Annotated in this window: 17 protein-coding genes; 3 read left to right on the forward strand and 14 right to left on the reverse strand. The window is 47.0% G+C overall.

The genetic code is table 11. From position 1 onward, the window contains the following. Positions 1-11: 11 nt before the first annotated feature. The 3 genes from yihA to tig all read right to left on the reverse strand — a co-directional run bounded on the left by yihA (position 12) and on the right by tig (position 3,265). Complete coding sequence (gene yihA / locus HMPREF9708_RS07730) at positions 12-599, reverse strand: ribosome biogenesis GTP-binding protein YihA/YsxC (protein WP_006309745.1); 588 nt, start codon at positions 597-599, stop codon at positions 12-14. 17 nt (positions 600-616) lie between these two features. Next, positions 617-1,864, reverse strand: a complete 1,248-nt coding sequence (clpX, locus tag HMPREF9708_RS07735) for an ATP-dependent Clp protease ATP-binding subunit ClpX (RefSeq protein ID WP_006309746.1) — start codon at positions 1,862-1,864, stop codon at positions 617-619. Positions 1,865-1,987: 123 nt separating this feature from the next. Beyond that, positions 1,988-3,265: a trigger factor gene (gene tig / locus HMPREF9708_RS07740; RefSeq protein ID WP_006309747.1), complete on the reverse strand. Its 1,278-nt coding sequence runs from the start codon at positions 3,263-3,265 to the stop codon at positions 1,988-1,990. A gap of 2,108 nt (positions 3,266-5,373) precedes the next feature. Between tig and recU the strand changes: the two genes are divergently transcribed. Both recU and HMPREF9708_RS07750 read left to right on the forward strand, forming a co-directional pair. Continuing rightward, positions 5,374-5,970, forward strand: a complete 597-nt coding sequence (recU, locus tag HMPREF9708_RS07745) for a Holliday junction resolvase RecU (RefSeq protein ID WP_006309748.1) — start codon at positions 5,374-5,376, stop codon at positions 5,968-5,970. Between the two features lie 224 nt (positions 5,971-6,194). Continuing rightward, positions 6,195-8,672: a transglycosylase domain-containing protein gene (locus tag HMPREF9708_RS07750; protein ID WP_006309749.1), complete on the forward strand. Its 2,478-nt coding sequence runs from the start codon at positions 6,195-6,197 to the stop codon at positions 8,670-8,672. A 119-nt stretch (positions 8,673-8,791) separates the two neighbouring features. On the opposite strand, the gene HMPREF9708_RS07755 is transcribed toward HMPREF9708_RS07750, so the two are convergent. The 7 genes from HMPREF9708_RS07755 to HMPREF9708_RS07785 form a co-directional block, all read right to left on the reverse strand. Further along, a complete protein-coding gene (locus HMPREF9708_RS07755; RefSeq protein ID WP_006309750.1) occupies positions 8,792-9,559 on the reverse strand; it encodes a DnaD domain-containing protein in 768 nt (255 codons plus the stop codon). Between the two features lie 96 nt (positions 9,560-9,655). Then, complete coding sequence (gene asnS / locus HMPREF9708_RS07760; RefSeq protein ID WP_006309751.1) at positions 9,656-10,954, reverse strand: asparagine--tRNA ligase; 1,299 nt, start codon at positions 10,952-10,954, stop codon at positions 9,656-9,658. Positions 10,955-10,974: 20 nt separating this feature from the next. Then, the gene (locus HMPREF9708_RS07765) at positions 10,975-11,454 is read right to left on the reverse strand and encodes a hypothetical protein (protein WP_006309752.1); all 480 of its coding nucleotides are present in this window, start codon (positions 11,452-11,454) and stop codon (positions 10,975-10,977) included. A gap of 22 nt (positions 11,455-11,476) precedes the next feature. Beyond that, positions 11,477-13,969 (reverse strand): exonuclease domain-containing protein, encoded by a 2,493-nt coding sequence (locus HMPREF9708_RS07770; protein WP_006309753.1) that lies wholly within the window; start codon positions 13,967-13,969, stop codon positions 11,477-11,479. Positions 13,970-13,980: 11 nt separating this feature from the next. Next, on the reverse strand, positions 13,981-15,201 hold the full coding sequence (locus HMPREF9708_RS07775; protein ID WP_006309754.1) for a CCA tRNA nucleotidyltransferase: 1,221 nt from the start codon (positions 15,199-15,201) through the stop codon (positions 13,981-13,983). Between the two features lie 4 nt (positions 15,202-15,205). After that, positions 15,206-15,739, reverse strand: a complete 534-nt coding sequence (locus HMPREF9708_RS07780) for a YpiB family protein (RefSeq protein ID WP_006309755.1) — start codon at positions 15,737-15,739, stop codon at positions 15,206-15,208. A 22-nt stretch (positions 15,740-15,761) separates the two neighbouring features. Then, positions 15,762-16,991, reverse strand: a complete 1,230-nt coding sequence (locus HMPREF9708_RS07785; protein WP_006309756.1) for a tetratricopeptide repeat protein — start codon at positions 16,989-16,991, stop codon at positions 15,762-15,764. A 613-nt stretch (positions 16,992-17,604) separates the two neighbouring features. Between HMPREF9708_RS07785 and HMPREF9708_RS08440 the strand changes: the two genes are divergently transcribed. Continuing rightward, the gene (locus HMPREF9708_RS08440; protein WP_198004245.1) at positions 17,605-17,802 is read left to right on the forward strand and encodes a hypothetical protein; all 198 of its coding nucleotides are present in this window, start codon (positions 17,605-17,607) and stop codon (positions 17,800-17,802) included. A gap of 821 nt (positions 17,803-18,623) precedes the next feature. On the opposite strand, the gene HMPREF9708_RS07790 is transcribed toward HMPREF9708_RS08440, so the two are convergent. The 4 genes from HMPREF9708_RS07790 to HMPREF9708_RS08445 form a co-directional block, all read right to left on the reverse strand. Beyond that, positions 18,624-18,899, reverse strand: coding sequence for an HU family DNA-binding protein (locus HMPREF9708_RS07790; RefSeq protein WP_006309757.1), 276 nt, complete (start codon positions 18,897-18,899; stop codon positions 18,624-18,626). Between the two features lie 185 nt (positions 18,900-19,084). Then, positions 19,085-19,852: a glutaminyl-peptide cyclotransferase gene (locus tag HMPREF9708_RS07795; RefSeq protein ID WP_006309758.1), complete on the reverse strand. Its 768-nt coding sequence runs from the start codon at positions 19,850-19,852 to the stop codon at positions 19,085-19,087. 9 nt (positions 19,853-19,861) lie between these two features. Next, on the reverse strand, positions 19,862-20,962 hold the full coding sequence (locus HMPREF9708_RS07800) for an alpha/beta fold hydrolase (protein WP_006309759.1): 1,101 nt from the start codon (positions 20,960-20,962) through the stop codon (positions 19,862-19,864). A gap of 317 nt (positions 20,963-21,279) precedes the next feature. After that, on the reverse strand, positions 21,280-22,335 hold a 1,056-nt coding region (locus tag HMPREF9708_RS08445), incomplete at its 5' end, for an LPXTG cell wall anchor domain-containing protein (protein WP_006309760.1).

The following is a 22,335-nucleotide window of genomic DNA, read 5'->3' on the forward strand; positions in this document are numbered from 1 at the left end:
GTTCAGCTTGCTTAGGCCTCTACCAGGCTTTGGATCATGTCCCAGATGTCAGCTTGCCCTTCACCGGTCTCAGCCGAGAAGGGAAAGAGGGCATCAGTCGTGGGTAGGTCCAAGACCTGCTTGTAGAGTTTCAATTGCTTGGCCCGCTGGCTCTTCTTAACCTTGTCCAACTTGGTCAAGCAGATCGCAAAGGGCAGGTCAAGACCTTCCGCAAAGTGGTACATGGCTTGGTCCAATTCCGTCGGTGCATGCCGCATATCCATCAAGAGAATCAAGAGCACCAACTGGTCCCGCTGACTTAAGAAGCGTTCATTCATGGCCTGCCACTTCTGCCGGTCGGACTTGGAGACCCGGGCATAACCATAACCCGGCACATCCACAATCCGAAAAGCCTGGTTAATCTCATAGAAATTTAAGGTCCGGGTCTTACCCGGCTGACTGGAAGTCCGAGCTAAGCCCTTCCGGTTGACCAAGCGGTTAATAAAGCTGGACTTGCCGACATTGGATCGACCGGCCAGGGCGATCTCTGGCAAGTCATCCTGGGGATATTGGCGGTCGTTAACCGCTGTTCGCACTAATTCAGCTTCTTTAATGATCATCGGCTCGCCCCTCTTTCTTAAGAAATCTTGCGATTCTTAGCATTATAATATTCTGGTTTGGATCGGCCTTCAACTAAGTCCTTGGTAATCACAATCCGCTTAACATCCTCACGCTGGGGAACTTCAAACATAATATCCAACATGACTTGTTCGATAATCGAGCGTAGACCCCGGGCCCCCGTTTCACGGGCAATGGCCTTTTGGGCAATCGCAGCCAAGGCCTCTTGGTCAAATTCTAAGTCCACCTCTTCCATGGCCAAGAGCCGCTTATACTGCTTAACAAGCGCATTCTTAGGCTGGGTCAGGATCTTGATCAAGTCCTCTTCGGTTAAAGAATTGAGGACCGTCAAGATGGGCAGGCGGCCAATAAATTCTGGAATTAAGCCGAATTTGAGTAAGTCCTCTGGTTCCGCTTCTTGCATAATATTCAACTGGTCAGGAGCCTGCTTGGAATTACTTCCAAATCCAATCACCTTGGCGCCTAACCGCTCCTTGATCATGGTCTCAAGGCCCGCAAAGGCTCCCCCGACGATAAAGAGAATCTGACTGGTATCCATCTTAATATAGTCTTGGCTGGGGTGCTTGCGGCCACCCTTGGGTGGAATATTGGCTTCTGTTCCTTCCAAGATCTTCAAGAGGGCCTGTTGGACCCCTTCACCTGAGACGTCACGGGTAATGGAAACATTCTCTGCCTTGCGGGCAATCTTGTCAATCTCATCAACATAGATGATCCCCTTCTCAGCCCGTTCGATATCATAATCAGCCGCTTGAACCAGCTTCAAGAGGATATTCTCAACATCTTCCCCCACATAGCCGGCCTCGGTCAAAGTCGTCGCATCCGCAATCGCAAAGGGCACATTGATAATCTTGGCCAAACTCTGAGCCAAATAGGTCTTACCCGACCCCGTCGGCCCAATAATACAGATGTTGGATTTCTGCAGGTCGACTTCTTCCTCATCCATCTCATCCGGTAGGTAATTGATCCGCTTATAATGGTTATAGACTGCTACCGATAGGGCCTTCTTAGCCTCTTCTTGACCGATGACGTATTCATTCAACCGGTCCATAATTTCTTGTGGCTTCAACATATTGATCGCGGCATCTTGGGCCTCAAACCGCATCTCTTCATCAATGATCGACATACACAAGTCGACGCACTCATCACAGATATAGACGTCCGGTCCGGCAATAATCTTATTGACTTCATCTTGAGACTTGCCACAAAAAGAGCAGAAAAATTCATTTTTATTACTTGTCTTTGCCATACTGCCTCCTTAAGATTCCAACAAATTGACTCAAGGTCATTCATGCTAAAAAGGGATGCAAGTGACCCCTTCTGTGTCTAAACGTTGCAATCCCTTTTCTAAATTTACTTGTTAATAATTATCTTATTTTTCTTCTGCTGAGTCAACAATTAAGCTCATGGCCTTCTTCAACTTGATGTCAGAGACTAACATGTCTTCAGTGACGTATTGACGGACTTGGTTAGCATCCATACCATATTGACCAGCTAAGGCTTCTACTTCTGCTTGGATTTCATCTTCGCTGACTTCAATGACTTCTTCTTTGACAATCGCTTCAAGGACAAGGTTAGTCTTAGTTCTCAATTCGCTCTCTTCCGCAAATTGTTTGTGGAGGTCCTCCCGGCTAGTTCCGGATAATTGGTAGTACATGTCTTCGTTGATTCCTTGACGCTTCATATTGTTTAAGAAGTGGTCCATTTGACGTTGAACTTCATCATCCACCATGGCTTGTGGTAATTCAACCACTTCCGCATTCTCAACCGCTTGACGAAGAGCCAGGTCTTCAACCGCTTCTTTAGCGGCTGCTTCCATGGTCTCTTCCAATTGAACGCGGACTTTATTCTTGTATTCTTCAAGAGACTCGACTTCGTCATCCGCATCCTTGGCGAACTCATCGTCTAATTCAGGTAATTCCTTAGCCTTCACTTCATGAACGGTTACCTTGAAAGTCGCATCTTGACCAGCCAATTCTTCCGCTTGGTAATTCTCTGGGAAGGTCACATTGACATCGAGAGATTGACCAGGTTCTGCCCCAATTAATTGGTCTTCAAAGCCTGGAATGAAGCTATTTGAACCGAGTTCTAATGAATGGTTCTCGCCCTTACCACCGTCAAAGGCTTGGCCATCTTTGAAGCCTTCAAAGTCGATCACGACTGTATCGCCCTTAGCAGCTGCAGCTTCTTTGACCACTAGTTCAGCTAATTCTTGGCGTTTAGCTTCAATCTTAGCTTCAACCGCTTCATCGGTTACAGTCCGGTCTTGCTTCTCAACCGTTAAGCCCTTGTAGTTACCTAATTTGACTTCTGGCTTCAAGGTCACTTTAGCGGTTAAGACCCAAGGTTGACCCTTTTCCATGGATTCAATATCAATTTGAGGTTGAGCGACGACTTCTAGCCCTTCTTCATCAACTGCCTTTTGGTAAGCACTTGGTAAGGTTATGTTCAAGGCCTCTTCATAAAGTGATGCTTCTCCATAGACATTGTTGAAGATTTGACGCGGAACTTTCCCCTTACGGAAGCCAGGAACACTGATGTTCTTACGGACTTTCTTATAGGCGATGTCTAAAGCTGTATTAACTTCCTCTACAGGAATTTCAAAAGTAAGTGTGCCTTCATTTACTGAAGTTTTTTCAAATTTAGTCATAACTATCTTTCCTCCAAGACTAGAATTATTACATACCTTTACATTTTAGCGAAAGTATCACTATTTGTAAACCAGATTTCATTTTTAGCCCTAAATTCTTTCAATGGTATGGGATCAAGTGGTGAAAAAAATAAAGAAAGGCAAGATACCGTCAATAAGGCTGGCCCCTCTACTTAATCATAGGGGACCGCCTTCCAAATCCTTGCTTTTCCAGGCTCGATCCACTAGGCAATGCCTAGACGGTAAGACCGTAAGGCATTGCACGCTGCGTGGATCGTCCTTCTTCCTAAGATTAAGTCTTGGAGCCTGCCTTTTATTGACTGATTCATGTTTTATCTATTTAAGTTAAGGCTTTCATTCCTCTATCTTAAACCGAACTCCTTATAAAATTTGTGATTAAATAAAAGGATAATTTCACAATCATTAAACATCTATTTTAAGGAAAGTTCAGCAAGTGTTCTTTCAGACTATCATAAGATTGTTATAATATAGACCCAATATACAGTGAAACAATAGGAATAAGTTTCTTTCTATTATTTGATTAGCACACTGAATTAATCTGACTTCAGAGTCTTTATGTCTATATATAGGGTTGATGGAAGCATTATTCTTTCATCAACCCTAAAAAATCGGGTGACGCATAAATGCATCACCCGCAAAACTTTCGTTTTCAATTCGTGTAAGTATCATAATCCTATTACTGTAAAATATCAATAGCCTCTATGTAAAAATCTTACATTTGGTTCAAGTCTGGAGATTATGACAAGACTATAAAAGATAAGAGATTCCGATATTTTTTTCTCACCTCAAAAAATAAATCTTAGAATCAATTGGTATGCCAAACTTAGTCAAGTGTTCTTTTACTTTTATATTTTATAAAACTTCAGAGCTTGATGTAAATCGATCAAAACTAGTTTTCTTGTTTAATAGCTTAGTTTAATTTTAAGAAAGACCTTTGATCTCTACCTATCCCACTATTTTTTTAGGTTTAAATTGATTGGCAAAATTGTTTTTTACTATCAAATAAAGATCCTATAATTTAATTAGCAATTCTTTATTATATCAGTCCCTATTTTACTAACTGGATTAATTTAGAAAGCCTTAAATAAATAAAAACATGAATCCGTCAATAAAAGGCAGGGTTCAGTGCTTAATCATAGGAAAGAGGACGATCCACGCAGCTTGCAATGCCTTACGGTTTACCGTCTAGGCAATGCCTAGTGGATCGAGCCTGGAAAAGCAAAGCTTTGGAAGGCGGTCCCCTATGATTAAGCAGTGGAACCTGACTTATTGACGTTATCTTTTCTTTTTAACTTTTTTGTATCCCTTATGATTTTAACCATTCGCTACAGGCTGGTTTAATCTTCCACCCCCCTCCCCCTTTTATATTCAGAAGATGGAAATAAAAAAAGCAGGCGGAGTGAATGGAAAATCACAGGAAAAAGGAAGGGCCACGTAGCGTGCAATGCCTTGCGGTTTACCGTCTAGGCATTGCCTAGTGGGACTAGCCCGGAAAAGCGAAAGCTTTGAAGGGCGGTCCCCTGTGATCTTATCCATTCACTAAAGCCTGATTTTATAAATTTATATCATAATAGTCTTAACGCACAAACTATCAGGATTACAACCCGATTATTACTCTCAGCCTTTAATTAATAAGCAAGAATATAAGTTAATGCTACCCCTCTCCTTTTTATATTCAGAAGATGGAAATAAAAAAGCAGGCGGAGTGAATGGAAAATCACAGGAAAAAGGAAGGCCCACGCAGCTTGCAATGCCTAGACGGTAAACCGTAAGGCATTGCCTAGTGGGACTAGCCCGGAAAAGCGAAAGCTTTGAAGGGCGGTCCCCAGTGATTTGATCCATTCACTGCAGCTTGCTTTAATTTTCCTCACTCCTCTTTTTCACTCACATAATTGCATTCTTACCAATATATTCTCACAATCTTCAACTTCATTTGGTAACTTATATCTAATCAGCCCTTTACTCACGATTGATTTAATCAAGCCTTTCACGCATAATAATAGGTAGAACTAAATGGAGTGAAGACTGAAGATGACAATCACGCCCAAGTCATTCTGGCTGATCACAATGCGAAAGGAGGTCTTGACATGATCCGCTATCCCATGGGGCAAAACCCCCACCGCCAGCCCGGCATCAAGGCCTTAAGAACCAGCCAGACTCAATATGGCAGCCGGGGCATGTCCTTAGAAGAACGAATTAACCAGAGTAACCAATATTACCTGGCCAACCAACTGGCCGTCATCCATAAGAAACCGACCCCCATTCAAGTCGTCAAGGTGGACTATCCAAAGCGATCAGCGGCCCGCATTACAGAAGCCTACTACCGGCAAGCCTCGACCACCGATTATAATGGGGTCTACCAGGGCCACTATCTCGATTTTGAGGCCAAGGAGACACAGAACAAGCAGTCTTTTCCCTTGTCCAACCTGAAGGACCACCAGGTCCAGCATATGAAAGCCTGTCATGACCAAGGGGGCCTAGTCTTCTTGTTGGTCTCCTTCAAGAAGTTGGACCAGGTCTACCTCCTCTCCTACCCTGCCTTGGCAGCCTATCTCAAGGCCAATGCCAAGCAGTCCATCCCGGTCTCTTACTTTGACCAAGCGGCCTACCGCTGCCCAACTGGGGCCCTTCCCATGATCGATTACCTGCAGGCGGTCGACCAGTTCTTGGCCGAGTTGGACTAAGGAAAGGTCCAGACCGTTCAAGTCTTTTGACCGGTGTGGATCCTTTTAGTCGGAGCCTCTTTTGCTAAGCTGTTTGATTTCTAGTCAGGTAACTAGCTGAGGCAAGTGGAAGGAGAACCCCACCTATTTTTTAATAACAAATTATTCGGCGAGTCGTCTTCTGGCTTGCCCACCACCAAGTGCGTCCTGAACAAGACGCCTGATTCAAGAAGCGAGGGAATGCAATGGCAACAGGAAGCCGTGTCGAACGCAAGAAATATCAAAAGAAACACCGTCAACGTCAACCGCGCAAGAAGTCCAGCTGGGTCAAGAAAACCCTGATGGTCATAGTCGCCCTGGTTGTGATCGGCCTGATTACTGGGGGCGGACTCTTCACCTATTACGCCCTATCCGCGCCTAAGATTAGCCAAGAAGACCTACAAGGTCAGGTCGCCTCTAAGATCTATGACCGGGATGGCCAGCTCATCAAGTCCCTAGGCGGGCAAAACCGTGACCGGATGAAGGAAGAGGAGATCCCACCTGTCCTCAAGGATGCTGTCCTGGCAATTGAAGACAACCGTTTCTACCACCACCATGGGGTCGACTTTATCCGGATTATGGGGGCCCTGGTGGCCAACCTGAAGGCCGGCAGCATTCAACAAGGGGGGTCCACCATTACCCAACAGTTAGTCAAGCTGTCCGTCTTCTCCACCAAGTTCGAAGACCAGACCCTGGAGCGGAAGGCTCAGGAAGCCTGGTTGGCCATCCAGATGGAGAAGAAGCTATCCAAAGACCAGATCTTAACCTACTACCTCAACAAGCTCTTCTATTCCAATAATGTCTATGGGGCCAAGACCGCAGCCAAGGTCTTCTTTGGTAAGGATCTGGCGGACATCACCCTGGCAGAGGCTGCCCTCTTAGCCGGCATTCCACAAGCACCCACCCAGTATGATCCCTATGCCTTTCCCGACCAAGCCAAAAAGCGGCGGGACTTGGTGCTCCAGGTCATGCTGGACCGGCAAGTGATCTCCCAGTCAGCCTACCAAGAAGCGATCAACACCCCGCTTGAATCCTCACTTCAACCTTTGGATGATCAGACCTTGACCGACCAGGATGTGATGATCGACGCTTATCTGGATGTGGTGGCCCAAGAGGTGCAAGACAAGATGAACCTCAATATCTATACAGATGGATTGGAGGTCTATACCAATCTCGACCTGGACATGCAAGACCATCTTTACAAGACGGTTCATAATCAATTCTCCGATATTTTCCCAAATGATGACATGCAGACAGCCGTCTCCATCGTCGATGTGGATACGGGTCAACTCTACGCCGTCATTGGCGGTCGCAACCAGAAGGTGGCCATGGGCTTGAACCGGGCAGCCACCTTGAACCGGAGTGTCGGTTCGACCATTAAGCCCCTATCCGCCTATGGACCGGCTATTGAATACCTCAACTACTCCACAGGGCAATATGTCGTGGATGAACCCTATACCTATTCTTCTGGTAGCGACCTCTATAACTATGATATGGACTACAAGGGCAATCAGACCATGCGGGAAGCCCTGGTCGGGTCTCGGAATATTCCGGCCTTGAAGATGCTGCAAAAGGTTGGCTTAGACCAAGCCTACTCCTTCCTACAGAAGATGGACATCAACATCCGCAATAATAACCAGCGGGAATTAGTCGAAGCCAACGCCATTGGCGGTGAGATCTCACCGATCCAACTCTCTGCTGCTTATGCAGCCATCAGCAACTATGGCGTTTACCATCAACCCTATACCGTCAACAAGGTGATTACCCAGGCTGGGACCGAGCAGACCTTTGAATCGCAAGGCCGGCAAGCCATGAAGGATTCAACCGCTTATATGCTGATTGACATGCTCAAGGGGGTCCCCGGTAACTTTGCGACCGGTGTCAATGTTCCTGGCGTCTACCAGGCAGGTAAGACCGGAACGACCAATTATACCGATGACCAGAAGGCCCAAGCGGGCATTGACCCCTCCGTCTACGCTGCGCCCGATGCTTGGTATGCGGGGATCTCTCCTCAATTTGCGATCGCCACCTGGGTCGGCTATGACAACCCGCTCGAACCCGGCCACTATATTTCCGCTCAGGAAACCACTATCCCGCAAGAGGTCTACAGTGAAATGATGACCTATATCATGCAGAACCTGCCCAACACCGACTGGGTGCAACCGGATTCGGTTGACCGAGTGGAGATCGAGAAGTATACGGATCCGATCATGAAGCCAAGTCCTGCGACTCCAAGTCACTACCGGTCAATGGAACTCTTCATCAAGGGAACTGATCCTAAGCAAGTCTCACAAAACTTCCGCATCATCAACCCACCGACTGGCTTTACAGCCGACTACAATGAAGAGACCCAGGAGATTGAAGCCAAATGGGATCCGATCCAAGGGCCAGGCGTCTTTGAATTAAGCCTCAACGGTCAAGTTGTCTACTCGGGTACCGAGACTGAATTTAAGGTCCCTGCACCGGCTCCCGGCCAATATGAATTGGGCCTAAGGATCCTTGAAGGATCACTCGCTTCCGATACCCTTATTATCAACTTCGACTTAACCGTCGAAAGTGAAACCAGCGAAGAAACGACCATCGATGAAACTGGCCAACCAGAGGACCTGCCGACGACGGTTCTGCCTCCCGAAGACCACCAATGGCAGCCGATGGAACCAAACGTCTCCACCACCGGTTTCTAACCATTTGGGGCCCCTTCCCAGACGGGACGCCCCTTCAAGTATCCCATCCCAAACAACAAAAACCCCTCAAGGACCTAGTCTTAAAGGACAGTCCTTGAGGGGATTTTACTTGTATTGAATTAACGGTTGTCCCATTTAATCATGGGAATGTTGATGGTTGGTGCGGAATCAGTCTTCTCTGCGACTTGACTAGACCCCGATTGACTGGTCCGGCCGAAATTCCGGATGGCCACTTGGGCCTCCTCCCGAGTCTCGATATTATCGGCCCGCCAATTAGCCAGGATCCGCTCAATATATCGAAAGCTATAAGCTTGACGAACAATGGCTTCCCGTAGGGCCAATTGAATCAATTCAACCGGATAGTGATCCACATTCAGCCACTGGTTGAGGGTCTCCAATTCCACACTTGATAAGACCCGACCAAAGTCCGTCTCAAACTTTTGGATCAACTGCCGAATGGTCTGGTGGACTTTAGTATTTTCAGGGCTAGATCGCTTTTTGAAAGGGGTCCCCTGACCCAGTGCATCCTTGTCTTGCTGACCGGCCTTGGTCTGACCGCGCAGTAAGTCATTCAAGTGGTCGAACAAGGGGCGTAAGGTATAATGGTCGGTCTGCTTGCCTTCCTGGTTGGGAACCAGTTCAATATTCAGGTAATTCTTGTCTAATAAATTATTCAAAGTCGTGTAAAGTCGATCATTGTCCCAACCCAACTGGTTGGCAATCATCAGGACGCCGGAAACAGGTTGGGTCTGGTTAATTTGTTGCAGCAGGTAGACAATGACTACAAATTCATCCGATGTCAGGTGTAACTTATGATAGTGTTGGATGAACACGTTCGGTACCATGGTGTAACCGGCCTTCATCCAATCGTAGACGGTCTCTCCCATCGTTCATCCTCCTTATTCATCTTAGTACAGGCAAAAGGCTGGCACTCTAACCGCCCGTAGCAAAGGTCTGGCCATGGGACCAGCCCAGTCCCCTTTTTATGGGTAAAGGCGGTTCAAGAGTCTTGGGAAGGGGGAAGTCTCCCGGATATGTTCAATTCCCGTAATCCAAGCGACAGCCCGTTCCAAGCCTAAGCCAAAGCCGGAATGAGGAACGGAGCCATATTGACGGAGGTCGAGATACCAAGCATAGACTTCAGGATCGAGCTGATAGGACTTGATATTCTCGCTCAGGGTCTCATAATCATCAATCCGTTGCGATCCGCCGATGATCTCACCATACCCTTCAGGGGCAATCATGTCCGCACACAAGACGGTCTCCGGATTGTCAGGATTAACTTTCATATAGAAAGGCTTGATCGCTCTTGGCCAGTTGATAATAAAGACGGGTTGGTCGTTCTGGCTGGCGATGAAGGTCTCATGCGGTGAACCAAAGTCATCCCCCCACTGGATATCTTCAAAACCATTATCTTGCAGCAACTGAACCGCATCGGAGTATTCAATGCGTGGATAAGGAAGTTGGGTATACTTCTCCAATTGTTGGATGTCACGGCCTAGCGTTTCAAGAGCCAAGCCACAGTGGTCAATCACATTGCGGACCAAATAAGCCACATATTCTTCTTGGACTTGGAGACTGGCTTCATGGTCGGTAAAGGCCATCTCAGGCTCCATCATCCAGAATTCAATCAAGTGACGACGAGTCTTAGACTTCTCTGCCCGGAAGGTAGGGCCAAAGGAGAAGACCTTACCAAAGGCCATGGCTGCCGCTTCCATATAGAGTTGACCAGATTGAGAAAGATAGGCATCCTCATCGAAGTACTTGGTATGGAATAACTCGGTCGTCCCTTCAGGAGCCGAACCGGTTAAGATCGGTGGATCAATCTTCAAGAAACCGCGGTCATTGAAGAACTCATAGGTGGCCCGGATAATTTCATTCCGCACCTGCATGATCGCATGTTGCCGGTTGGACCGTAACCAGAGGTGGCGGTGGTCCATCAAGAAGTCCGTTCCATGGTCCTTGGGGGTAATTGGATAGTCATGACTCTCCCCGATCACTTGAATGTCCTTAACTAGGAGTTCATAGCCCAGGCTTGACCGGTCGTCCGCTTGAACCACACCCTTGACTTGGACAGAGGTCTCTTGGTTGAGCCCCTTGGCCAAGTCGAAGAGGTCTTCCCCCACTTCTTGCTTCAGGACAATTCCTTGAAAATTGACCACGCCGTCACGTAGTTGTAAGAAGGCAATCTTACCTGATGACCGCTTATTGGTCACCCAGGCATTAATGGTGACTTCTTGATTTAAATGATTTGCAGCTTGATCCATGGTGATGGTCGTCATTGCTTGCTTCCTCCTCATGCTTAAATATTTTGAATGGTTTTAATTTTTTTGCCAGTGGTGGCATTCAGGGTGTAATAAGTGATGGTCTGGTCCGGACTGCGCAAGGCAACTTCCCAGGCAGGCTGGTCGGTATACATACCCAGACGGGCTTGGAGGACCTTGTAGCCCTCAAATTCGCCAACTGCCAAGGACTTGGCATCCTTCTCATTAATCAGTTCATCGACCCCATAGTAGAAGGCGTCGCCCCCCTTGCGTTCGATGATCGCATAGTGCCCCTGGTCTTCTTGATCGACAAAGCGCATAGCAAAGTAAGACTGGTCGGTCGTGGTCCAGTAGAAATCCTTCACCTGCTTGACTTGATAGTCCAAGTTCACCAAGGTTAAAGCTTCTTCCTGGGCCCGGGTCAAGCTCGATTGACTCGACATAAAGACCGACAACAAGGCCACCATGGTCAAGATCAAGAGCAAGGTTAAGATGGAAACTGTCCTTCTTTTCAACACTTGTATCCATATCCTTTCTATTTCATAACTTATATTCTAAGTTAAAACCCATGCTGGATTCAAGCTTTTGCCGAATTTCTTTTGAATAATATTTGGTAAAAATCCGCTCATCCAAGAGCCACCACTGGTTGACCTCAAAGTGCTGGTCCAAATAGTCCACTGCCTGGACCCAGTGGTCGATCATCCGGTCCACCATTAAGCGGTCAAAGACCTGGTCGGATCTTAGGTCCAGATAGGCTGCCAGCCCTTGAATCGCTGGCTGACCCAAGGCAGCAAAGGGCAGACGGAGCCAATAGACTTCCACTTCCCCGCCTTCTAACTGGAAGGCCTCACGCAAGATGGACTGCCATTGGAGAATGACCACGCCCCCCGGCCGGTCATTGACCGCCCGCCGAATCTTATTCAGACTGCCCGAAGCATGTTGGGAGAAGACCCGGACCTGACTGTCCGCTTGGAAGACAGCCTTGACGGCTTGATAAAGGGCTAAGGCTTGTTGACGGTTGTTAACCACCAACAAATGGCGGGTTGTCGGTGGAACTTGCTGGGTCCGGTCCTGAATGAGGAGGGCTAATTCTTCCGCCTGTTGACTGACTGCACCCTCCTGGTTGAGGACTGGCACCAGATAGTCTTCTGGCACTTGAAAGTTGATAACCGGCTGGTAGGACGGCAGGGCCCAATAGGCATAGTCTGTCAAGCCGAGGATCGACCGACTGGCCCCCTCCCGGGTAAAGCCCCCCTGACTCACCAATAAGACAGGTGCCGATGAGAAATGGGCAGGATTGGCCTGGTCCAGCTTCATCGGGCGATAGTGCCATGTCAGCTGGTAGTAGTTGCCCTGGACTTCCAGAGCTCGGACAAAATGATACCCAGTCGGGTCTTGCATGGCCTGCAAGAGGTTCTTGGCCTGGTTGATGGCCTGGTTTAAGGCTTGCAGATGACTGACTGCTTGGTCATTCGCCTGGGTTAAATCAGTCGAAGCGAGGAAGGTCTGCACTTGGAGCACTTGGTTTAAGTCTTCCAGTCCTTGGCGCACCAAGCTGTCTTCTCTTGCTAGGTAAAGATCCCGCTTGACCTGGAGGTCGCCCCATTCAAAGGCTTGTTGGAACCGGCCTTCAAGCAGGTTGACCAGGCGGCGGATCCGGACCTTGGCTTGGTGGACCTGGGACAGGATGGACCGAGATTCATAGTAGCCTTGCTGGATATCTTCTTCCACTTGCTGCAAAATCATTAAAACTTGGCTCAAGGACAGGCTTTGGCCCATTTGGACTTGGACCTGGTCCTGGTAGGCTTGCAGGTCGCAGATCACCAGCAACCGCCCTTGCCCCAAAGAGGCCCCTTGGCTGACCAAGACCGAGTCCAGGGTCAAGACCAGGTTGGACTGTTTGGCTTGCTGGAGGGCTCGCTGGTAGAAGGGATGGTCCCCTTTCACGATTGACCGGTCCACCAACCGGTCGACTTGGGCCTGGATGGTAATTTCAGGATTCAATTCGTCCAAGCGCCCGGTCTGAGTGGCTTGAAGCCAGGACTTGGTCCCCGCTAGGACCACAAGTTCATGTTGGTTCAACTGGGCCAAGTCAACCAGCCGGCAGTAGTGGTCAAAGACCGTCAGGTCCAGATAGTCTGCCCGTCTTAATTGAACCGCATAAGGGACTAGACCGGTAAAGGCAGCTTCCCAGTTGGCCAGGTCACTGTGACCTGAGCAGGCGACCAGTATCTTTCGCTCACCGCTAGCCAGATACTCTCTGACTAGGGCTTGAATGAGACCCACTGAAAGAGGCCGGTCCTTACCTTCAATGACCAAATGCCTCTTGTCCGCTAAAAGGTCCATGATCCGGTTCTTTTGCGCGGCTTGCAGGGAGTCTAAGGGCTTGAAGCTGACCTGTTTGACTTTCAAGCTGCCACTAGCGGCCTCCTGCAAGATAAAGTCCGAATAGCCTTCAAAGAAAGCCACTTCATCATGAGGCAAATGTCGACTAATGGCCGTGAGGTCCTCGCGGAGGGACCGGGGCATCGCGGCTAGTTGACGGGCTAAATAATCAACCAGACAGTGGGTCTGCCAGGCATCAGCCAAGGCCTGGTGGGCCTGGTCAAAGGCGAGGCCCAAGTCCTGGCTCAAGTCTGTCAGGTTAAAGCCACTGGCTTGCGGCAGGATCATCTTGGTCAAGAGGACCGTATCGATGGCCTTGGGTTGAAAGTCAAAGCCAGCTTGCTTGAATTCCGCCACTAGAAAGCGGAGGTCATGGTTGAGATTATGGGCGAGGAAGACACAGTCTTTTAGCTTGTGCATCCATAGACCCGCCACCTGAGCAAAGCAAGGGGCTTGGTCCACTTGGTCTTGATCAATCCCCGTTAATTGTTGGATGCCAATTGGAATTTCGCGCTGGGGATTAATCAGCATCTCCTGCTGGTCCACCACCTGGTGGTCCTCCACAATCACAGCTCCGATCTGAATGATACGGTCCCCTTCTTCCAGCCGCGACCCGGTTGATTCCAGGTCCACAATGGCATAGCGCATGATAATCCCTCCTAGTCCCAATCTCCTTGTTGAATAAAGTCGCGAATGGCCGCCTCCTCATTGACCAGGTCCCCCTTGAGAATGGCTGCTTCGACCTGGGCCAAGACTTGGCCGATAAGTGGTCCTCCCTTGGTCAAGTCCAGCAGGTCCATGACTTGCCGACCATTGATTGCGATGTCTTGCCGGTGGTGGATGGGCAGGTCTTGGTAGGCTTGGACCAAGCGATCAGCCTCTTCATGACGCCCTAAACCTTGTAAATACTGACCATAGGTGGCCATGTCTTTTTGACAGTATGGATAATAGTCCTCAGTCGTCAGGGCCCTGGCTTGGTAAGTTCGGTCCAAGGCCACAAAGGCCAGGACCCGGTCGATCAAGTCATTGGACAGGGTCCAAGCCCGTAAGACTGGCTTCATTTGGCCTGGTTTGACCCCCATACCAATCATCAAGAGCCCCCAGACCAGGGCTGGATTCTTAATGGCCTCCGGCTGAGTCTGGTCAATCAAGTAGGTCAAGCCCTGCCGGTAATCCAAGTCATCTGCTTGGGGGAAGTAGTCCAAGAGCTGGCTGGCTTCAATCTCAGCCGCAGCCTGGTCCAAATACCGCCCCAGCATTAATTTCTCAAATTCAATTCGGATCCGCTCAATCGAAATGTGCTGTAACTGGCTGGCCAAGTCTTGAATGGCTTGGAAGGTGGCCGACTCAATCTTGAAGCCGAGCTGGCTGGCAAAGCGGACCCCCCGCATCATCCGGAGGGCATCCTCTTCAAAGCGGGCATGGGGTCGGCCGACCGCCCGAATCAGCTGGTTCTCCAGGTCTTGATAGCCCTGGTGGTAGTCATAGACTTGCCCCTGGCGGTCTATGGCCATGGCATTCATGGTAAAGTCCCGCCTCAAGGTGTCTTCCTCCAAGTTACGGACAAAGGCCACCTGGTCGGGCCGGCGGTGGTCGGTATATGTCGACTCGGTCCGGAAGGTCGTAATTTCATAGGCTTCCCCCTGGTGGAGGACCACGACAGTCCCATGGTCAATCCCCACATCAAAGTGCTTGGGAAAAATCGCCTGGATCTCTTGGGGAAAGGCCGACGAGGCGATGTCAATATCACTAATCACCTGACCCAAGAGACTATCGCGCACACAGCCCCCAACAAAATAAGCCTCATAGCCATGAGACTCTATTTTTTCTAGGACTGGGATCGCCTTTTGGAACAAGGGATGGGTGAGTTGTAACTTCATCTAATCACTCCGATAATTGATTCAATTGACCCAGGTAGGTCTCCACTAGATCAAAGTTCTTAGCATCCAGGGCTTGGTCAATCTGACGCATAATCATCTGACGACAAGCTGATTGACTCAAGGCCAGGGTCGCGTCGCGAATCTGGTCTAAATCCCCCAAATAAAGCGGCTGGAAGGGATTCTCAACCAAGACATCCTGCCTTAATGCCTCATAGTAGAAGTCGGCTAGGTCAAATTCCAGATAAAAAGTCGTCTTCTCTTGGAGGGCGTTTAAGCGAAAGTCATGAAAGGCCTGGTCCACCGCTTCATAGGTATGGGACTCCTTGTAATAGGTCAGACCCGGTTGCCCATGTAAATCCTGGTAACGGATCAAGAGTCCTCGAGGCGCATAGGCCACCTGGTCAGCGAATTCCAGATAATCCAAGCTGGCGCTCTGTGAGATCAAATAATGTATTAAGGCCCGTACCTCATAATGAGGATGAGGGTGGGCTTGAATGAACTGCCTTAAAAAGGCCAGCTTCCGTTCTCTTCTCTCCATGACTTCCTCCTGGAATCCCTAATCATCGCGAATCGTCGTCTGTTAATGGCCAAGGGGCTGCTTGATCATCTGGCTCCTGCCAGGATGGTGGTTGCCGGTCAAAGCCCGCCTCTTGAGCCGCTTGGATAGAATGTGCCCCTGCTTCTTCTTGCCCTTGGGCTTGCAGGATCCGCCCCTTCAAATCAGCATAATAAGGGGTATCCGCCCAGACCTGGCCAAATTCTTGCAGGATCTGACTGGCTTGACCTGGCTGGTCTTGGCTCAGGTAGCCAAGTACTAAGGCTTCTAGCAACTGGTAATGGTCGCTGGGATCTTCTTCCAGCGGCAGGTAAGCCTTGATTTTATCTAAGAGAGCGGTTGGATAGGAGGCCTGCCAAGTCGCATAAGCCAAGCAGTCCTTAATCATGGGGTCATACCAGGGGATGAGGTCCGCCAAGTTAGCAAGGGCTAGATTAAAGGACTCCTGGTCGCCTGATTCAGCCAAGACTTCTAGTAAGAGCCGACGGGCAGCTAAGGCTTCAGAATCTTGATCGATGGCCCGAGTCAAATAATCCCTGGCCCCCTGCAAGTCGCCGGCATAGTGAGCAACTAAGCCCATCAGGTAGAACTCCTCTGCCCTTTCCAGCGGCAAGTCTTCCAGGTCAGCCAAGCCTTGCAGGCGGTCGATGTCAATGGATTCCTCCTCCAATAAACAAGCCATCAGGTCTAACCGCCACTGGCGCCTTAAGTCAGGATCCACTTGGAGAAAGTAAGTCAACAGCAGGTCCAAATAGAAGATCGCCTTCTGGTAAAGACCTTGGTCCAGGTAAAGATTGGCCAAGCCTTCATAGGCTGGATAGGCTTCAGATTTATCTTTGACCAGGCCTTCTAATATCTTACGAGAGGCATTGACCTCGCCCTGGTCCGCCAGGATCTGGCTCTTGAGTAACTGATAATCATAAGGTAAGTCTTCTGCTTGCCAGCGGGTCAACCAGTCGCCAGCTCGAGTCAAGTCATTGAGACGATAGGCCGTTAAGGCTGCTAAATAAGCCCATTCATCCTGCGGATCGATCTGGTAGATCCGATTATAATAGGCTAACTGGGCCTCACGGTAACCCTGCCGGCCCCATTGATCGGCAAAATGCCGGACTAAATGGCTGACCAGGGCTAAGTCTTCACCAAGGTCGACCAGCACTTGGTCTAAGGCTGCCATCTGGTCAGGGACGCTAGGCAGAGACTCTATCTCTTCTTGTATTCGACTCCATCTTTCCAAATGATCACCTCTCCTCATTATTATACCATGTCTTCCCTGGCTTCACCATATCGCTCGGAAAGGATTTGAGGTTGAAGGATCTAAGTCAAAGATCCCGTCAATAAGGCAGGTCAACTACTTAATCATAGGAGAATGCCCTTCAAAGCCAAGCTTTTCCGGCTTGTCTACATGGATTAAGTAACGCGAAAAGCATATAACATAATAGGCAAGATAATCGTCAATAAGACAGGTCTACTACTTAATCATAAGGGACCGCCCTTCAAAGCAAAGCTTTTCCGGGCTCGATCCACTAGGCATTGCCTAAACGGTGAACCGTAAGGTAATGCACGCTACGTGGATCGTCCTTCTTCCTATGATTAAGTGGTGAGACCTGCCTGTTATTGACTGATTATAGGTCTTTTATATTCATGACTTGTAAATTCATCCAGTTGCCAAAATAAAAAATGAGAATAAAGACTTCCAATCTAAAAGTGGCATCTTTATTCGATCAAATTTAAACATATAGATTCTTAACTCAACCTTTCCATTCAAAGATAAAGGGTAAATTTTTATTTTTCACTGGTGACTAATAGACGGTTTTGAAAGGGTGAGATATAAAATCGAGTTATAGTGAATGACTAAAATCACGCTATCTGGTTATTTATTGGTTCATCAATTAGCTTGTATCAATAGATTAAAGGTAGCATTTAATATTTTCTGTCCGCAAAAGTTAGGTGTAAAATATATTAACCAATATATATCGATATTTCATGCAGTATCTATAATTGCCATAACAATAAAAATAACCACTAACGATTCTGGTATTCAATAAATCATCCACGCTTATTATGAACAACTAGGTAGACTTTCCTTCGATTGTTTTAAAATTCAGCAATTAGGTCAACCTATAAAGACGAGGTTTCCTTTTATACTTGCTGGGCTTATATTAAAAGTTAACATTTATCCCTTCTTTTTTGGAGTTAGGTCAGGTTTGCTAGGAAAATTATTTTGATTTTTTCGAATAAAGATTTAACATTTTTATTGGAAACATCCTATCAAATCTGTTCTTAATTTTACCAACTGGATTAATTTAGAAAGCCTTAAATAAATAAAAACATGAATCCGTCAATAAAAGCCAGGTCCCAATGTTTAATCATAGGAAGGAGGACGATCCACGCAGCGTGCAATGCCTTACGGTTTACCGTCTAGGCATTGCCTAGTGGATCGAGGCTGGAAAAGCGAAAGCTTTGGAAGACGGTCCCCTATGATAAGCATTGGGACCTGTCATATTGACGGTATCTCACCTTTTAATCCTTTAATTCTATTTAGTATTTTTATACATTAATCCTTGTAACTGGGTTTGCCTAGTGGATCAAGTCTGGAAAAGCAAAAGCTTTGGAAGACGGTCCCCTATGATAAGCAATGGGGGCTGCCTTATTGACGGCATCTCGCCTTCTAATCCTTTAATTCTATTTAGTATTTTTTATATATAAATCCTCTTAACTGGGTTTGCCAAGTGGATTGAGTCCGGAAAAGCGAAAGCTTTGAAAGACGGTCCCCTGTGATTTCGTCCATTCCCTACATCCTGCTTAATTTCTTGATCCTCATCAAAAAAAGCCAGGCAGAGCCTGGCTTAAATCATTACTTTATCAATTATTTAACCGCATCTTTCAATGCTTTTCCTGCCTTGAAGCCAGGAACTTTTGTCGCTTTAATTTCGATTTCTTCGCCTGTTTGAGGGTTACGTCCCTTACGAGCTGCACGGTCACGTACTTCAAAAGTACCGAAACCAATTACTTGAACTTTTTCGCCTTCAGCTAAGAATTCTTCAACTGATTGGAATAATGCTTCAACTGCTGCTGTAACGTCCTTCTTAGTTAAGTTTGTCTTGCTTGCTACGCGTTCTACTAATTCTGCTTTATTTGCCATGAGTAAATCCTCCTTATTGTTATGCATAAAATGCCTATTGAAATTCATTCTTTGAATGATCATTTCTAGATCAGAATAACATAACAATGGCTACATGACAACGATTAACCACTGAAAAGACGTGTTTTTTAAGAGAAAAACCTTTTCATTGAATGGATCTTAACCCTTTTATACAAATACAGCGATTAATCGAGGGTCACACGGTAGAGGTAGGGGAAGAGTTTACCGGTAATATAGAATTCCTTGTCCTGAATATGGGCAATGCCATTTGGGGTATCGATTTGCGCAATTTCTTCGGCTGTCAGTGTTTCTTCAAGGAGGGGCTTGAGGTCATATTTATCGACCACTTCACCCTTTTCAGGATCAATCTTAAGGATTTCCTCCCGGTAGTACCGGTTGGCATAGATATGGCCATCCACCCATTCCAACTCATTCAAGTTAGAAGCAGTCAATTTGCCATTCATAATCTTGACCTGGCCCAACAATTCAAAGGTCTCAGGGTCATGTTTATATAAGGTACTGGTTCCATCTGACCGCCAGAGGACATTCTGTTCCTTATCATAGCATAAGCCCCAGCCTTCGGTATTCATGTCATATTCACCCAGGATCTCAAAGGTCTTCGGGTCCCGCTTGAGGACCTTCTTCTCCTTCCAAGTCATCTGCCAGAGGGCATGTGGTGTAAAGGTTAAGCCCTCACCAAAATAATTGTTAGGGAGGTCCTGGCTACGGTCTAATTCTCCCGTCTCCAAGTTAAATACGCCTAATTTGGATTCTCCTTCAAGACCGGTGCCAAGAATTAATTCTCTCTCAGGGCTCAACTCTAAACCTTGGACAAATAAGGGATCTTTAATCGGATATTTGTCTAATAATGTTAATTCGCCCGCACTGACCTGGGGAAGTCCCCAGATCAGACAAGCGAGGACGGCTATCAGTCCACTTTGCTTTAATTTCATCGTCAACGCCTACTTAATCTTCATGGCAAATTCTTCAATCAAACGTGCCATTTCTTCATATTGGGTCATATAGAGGAGGTGGTCCCCTTCTAAGATATGGGTTTCAACTGAATCAGGGTCTTCAGATAAGGAAACGTGTTGTTGTTCCCAGTCTTCGGTAATCTGATCCATGAATTCCCGACGCATTTCAATGTCTTCATAAGAGTCTTGAGCCAAGAGGTAAAGGGATGGAATGCCCTTTGGAATCTTATTGTCTTTGTTATCTAAAAGGACTTGGTTAGACCGTTCACTCTCGTCCTTCACGTCTTCATTATTTAAGTTTAATTGAGCAATTAATTGGTATTGACGGTTGACTTCTTCGTCAACATCTGGAATTTCTGGCAAGTCTAGGGCTTGACCTTGGTCATCAACTGGCGCTTCCATGTGTTGCATATCCATGAAACCATTCATCATTGGTGTTGAAGTGTCCATACCGACTACCCCTTGGACTTCTTCAGGGTATTTCTTGGCATAATTTAAGGCATAGAGTCCTGACAAGGAGTGAGCTACTAAGAGGTATTGCTTCACATCCATCATTTCTAAGGCTTGGTGCAATTCATCAATAATGGTGTCGACTGTCCGTTCTTCATTACTTACATCAGAGAGTCCGTAACCAAAGGGTTCTACGACGAGGATATGGAATTTCTTAGCTAAGCGCTCTAACAAGTTCTTGTGGGTTAGAGGTTGAGAAGCTTCGCCTAGACCTGGCATAAAGACAAGGGTCTTGGTCTTGCCCTTATTTTCCTTACCTAATTCATAGACATTCATTTGGTGCCCATTGACTGTAATCTTTTGACCGTAATCTTCAATTTCCTTCTTAATCTCTTCAGGGTCCGTTGGAATGTCTGATTTCTTGTCTTCCATTTTTTTGGCATCGTCTTCTGCCATTTCCATTTCAGGCTTTTCTTCCGTTTCTGCCATTTCTTCCATCTCTTCAACGGTTTCAACCATTTGTGTTTCTTGACTCATTTGGTCTTTTTCTTCCTGGGCAAAAACTGCTCCCAAAGGTAAAACAGCTTGACCTGCTAACAAACTCGCCATAATGGCAACTTTTAAAGATTTCTTATTCATACAAAACATCCTTTCTGATTGGTATGATTAGATCTTAGCAAGCTTATATAAAATAAATATGAAATGGGAAAAATATTTTTAACGAGCATAGAATTATTTTTGGACTGCATGCAGCTTAAGTAAAAAGTCCAAATTGAAAGGTACATAATAGCTGTACAAACATTCCAAAAAGGGGCTAGCCCCCCTTCTTCCTTCATCTCTTGGCAGTTTGTGCTCTCATTGACAATAACTCAAAAAACCAGCCCTCCTGCGAGGGCTGGGTTGAACTTTGAATAGGAAGCTACATTAAGCCCTATTCAAAGAATTGTCTTGAATAACTAGTTATCTTCTTTGCGACGTCCTGCGACTAGGCCAAGTCCTGCCATGATGGATAGGCCTGCTAGACCAAGGATAGCCGCTGAGCTGGATTCACCAGTTTGAGGTAGTTTGTCTTGTGAATCTTTCGCCTTAGAATCCTTAGATGAGCCTTGATCGCCACCCTTAGAATCCTTGTCCTTAGATGAGTCTTCGTCGCCACCCTTAGAATCAGATGCGTCGTCAGAACCTTTATCTGCATCTCCAGTACCTGGTTCAGATGGAGTTCCACCCTTATCAGGATCAGCTGGTTTACCTGTTTCTGAATCTGCTAATTGGTAAACTAGGTCTTCACGGCTAATCACATCATGTGATCCATCTGGGTAGTTAATGATCACATCGCCCTTGCTACCAACGAGAACTTCAGTTCCCTTAGGTAGCTTGTTGGCATCGGTAATGGCAATCTTCACTTTTTCCTTCTCGATTTCAGTCAAGTTGTTGATATCCTTAACACCTGTCTTTTCAGGAAGAGTGATATCGATTTGGTCTGCTAGGGAAGGTTGATCATCATCCTCAGCGTCTGAATCATCTTCTCTCTGGAAGATTAATTGATCAGCTGGAATAGAGTCTTTAGATCCGTCTGGATAAGTGATAGTTGCAGAACCATCTTCATTGACGGTCACATCCGTTCCTTCTGGGAATTTGTCCTTGTTGGCTTCTTCGATCGCTTCCTTAACGTGTTCACGTTCTGATTGTGTTAAGTCGTCAACATCGCCTACTTCAGTGCGATCTGGAAGGATAGGATCGATTTGATCTGCTTGGCTTGTTTCTTCTTCAGCCTGCTTAATCAGATCTTCAGCCTTAATGTTATCTTTAGAGCCATCTGGGTATGTGATGGTTGCAGATCCATCTTCATTGACGGTCACATCTGTTCCTTCCGGGAAGTTATCCTTGTTGGCTTCTTCGATAGCTTCCTTAACGTGCTCACGTTCAGATTGTGTTAAGTCGTCCACATCGCCAACTTCAGTACGTTCTGGAATGACAGGATCAATTTGATCTGCTTGGCTTGTTTCTTCTTC

It is taken from the genome of Facklamia languida CCUG 37842 (assembly GCF_000245795.1).
GTDB classification, from domain to species: domain Bacteria; phylum Bacillota; class Bacilli; order Lactobacillales; family Aerococcaceae; genus Facklamia; species Facklamia languida.

Bases quoted from the DNA above. Each gene is read 5' to 3' on its own strand.
- HMPREF9708_RS07775 (WP_006309754.1), bottom strand. From the start codon at position 15,201: ATGAAGTTACAACTCACCCATCCCTTGTTCCAAAAGGCGATCCCAGTC.
- HMPREF9708_RS07800 (WP_006309759.1), bottom strand. From the start codon at position 20,962: ATGAATAAGAAATCTTTAAAAGTTGCCATTATGGCGAGTTTGTTAGCA.
- yihA (WP_006309745.1), bottom strand. From the start codon at position 599: ATGATCATTAAAGAAGCTGAATTAGTGCGAACAGCGGTTAACGACCGC.
- HMPREF9708_RS07770 (WP_006309753.1), bottom strand. From the start codon at position 13,969: ATGCGCTATGCCATTGTGGACCTGGAATCAACCGGGTCGCGGCTGGAA.
- HMPREF9708_RS07755 (WP_006309750.1), bottom strand. From the start codon at position 9,559: ATGGGAGAGACCGTCTACGATTGGATGAAGGCCGGTTACACCATGGTA.
- tig (WP_006309747.1), bottom strand. From the start codon at position 3,265: ATGACTAAATTTGAAAAAACTTCAGTAAATGAAGGCACACTTACTTTT.
- recU (WP_006309748.1), top strand. From the start codon at position 5,374: ATGATCCGCTATCCCATGGGGCAAAACCCCCACCGCCAGCCCGGCATC.
- asnS (WP_006309751.1), bottom strand. From the start codon at position 10,954: ATGACGACCATCACCATGGATCAAGCTGCAAATCATTTAAATCAAGAA.
- HMPREF9708_RS07795 (WP_006309758.1), bottom strand. From the start codon at position 19,852: ATGAAATTAAAGCAAAGTGGACTGATAGCCGTCCTCGCTTGTCTGATC.
- HMPREF9708_RS08440 (WP_198004245.1), top strand. From the start codon at position 17,605: ATGACTAAAATCACGCTATCTGGTTATTTATTGGTTCATCAATTAGCT.
- HMPREF9708_RS07780 (WP_006309755.1), bottom strand. From the start codon at position 15,739: ATGGAGAGAAGAGAACGGAAGCTGGCCTTTTTAAGGCAGTTCATTCAA.
- HMPREF9708_RS07790 (WP_006309757.1), bottom strand. From the start codon at position 18,899: ATGGCAAATAAAGCAGAATTAGTAGAACGCGTAGCAAGCAAGACAAAC.
- HMPREF9708_RS07750 (WP_006309749.1), top strand. From the start codon at position 6,195: ATGGCAACAGGAAGCCGTGTCGAACGCAAGAAATATCAAAAGAAACAC.
- clpX (WP_006309746.1), bottom strand. From the start codon at position 1,864: ATGGCAAAGACAAGTAATAAAAATGAATTTTTCTGCTCTTTTTGTGGC.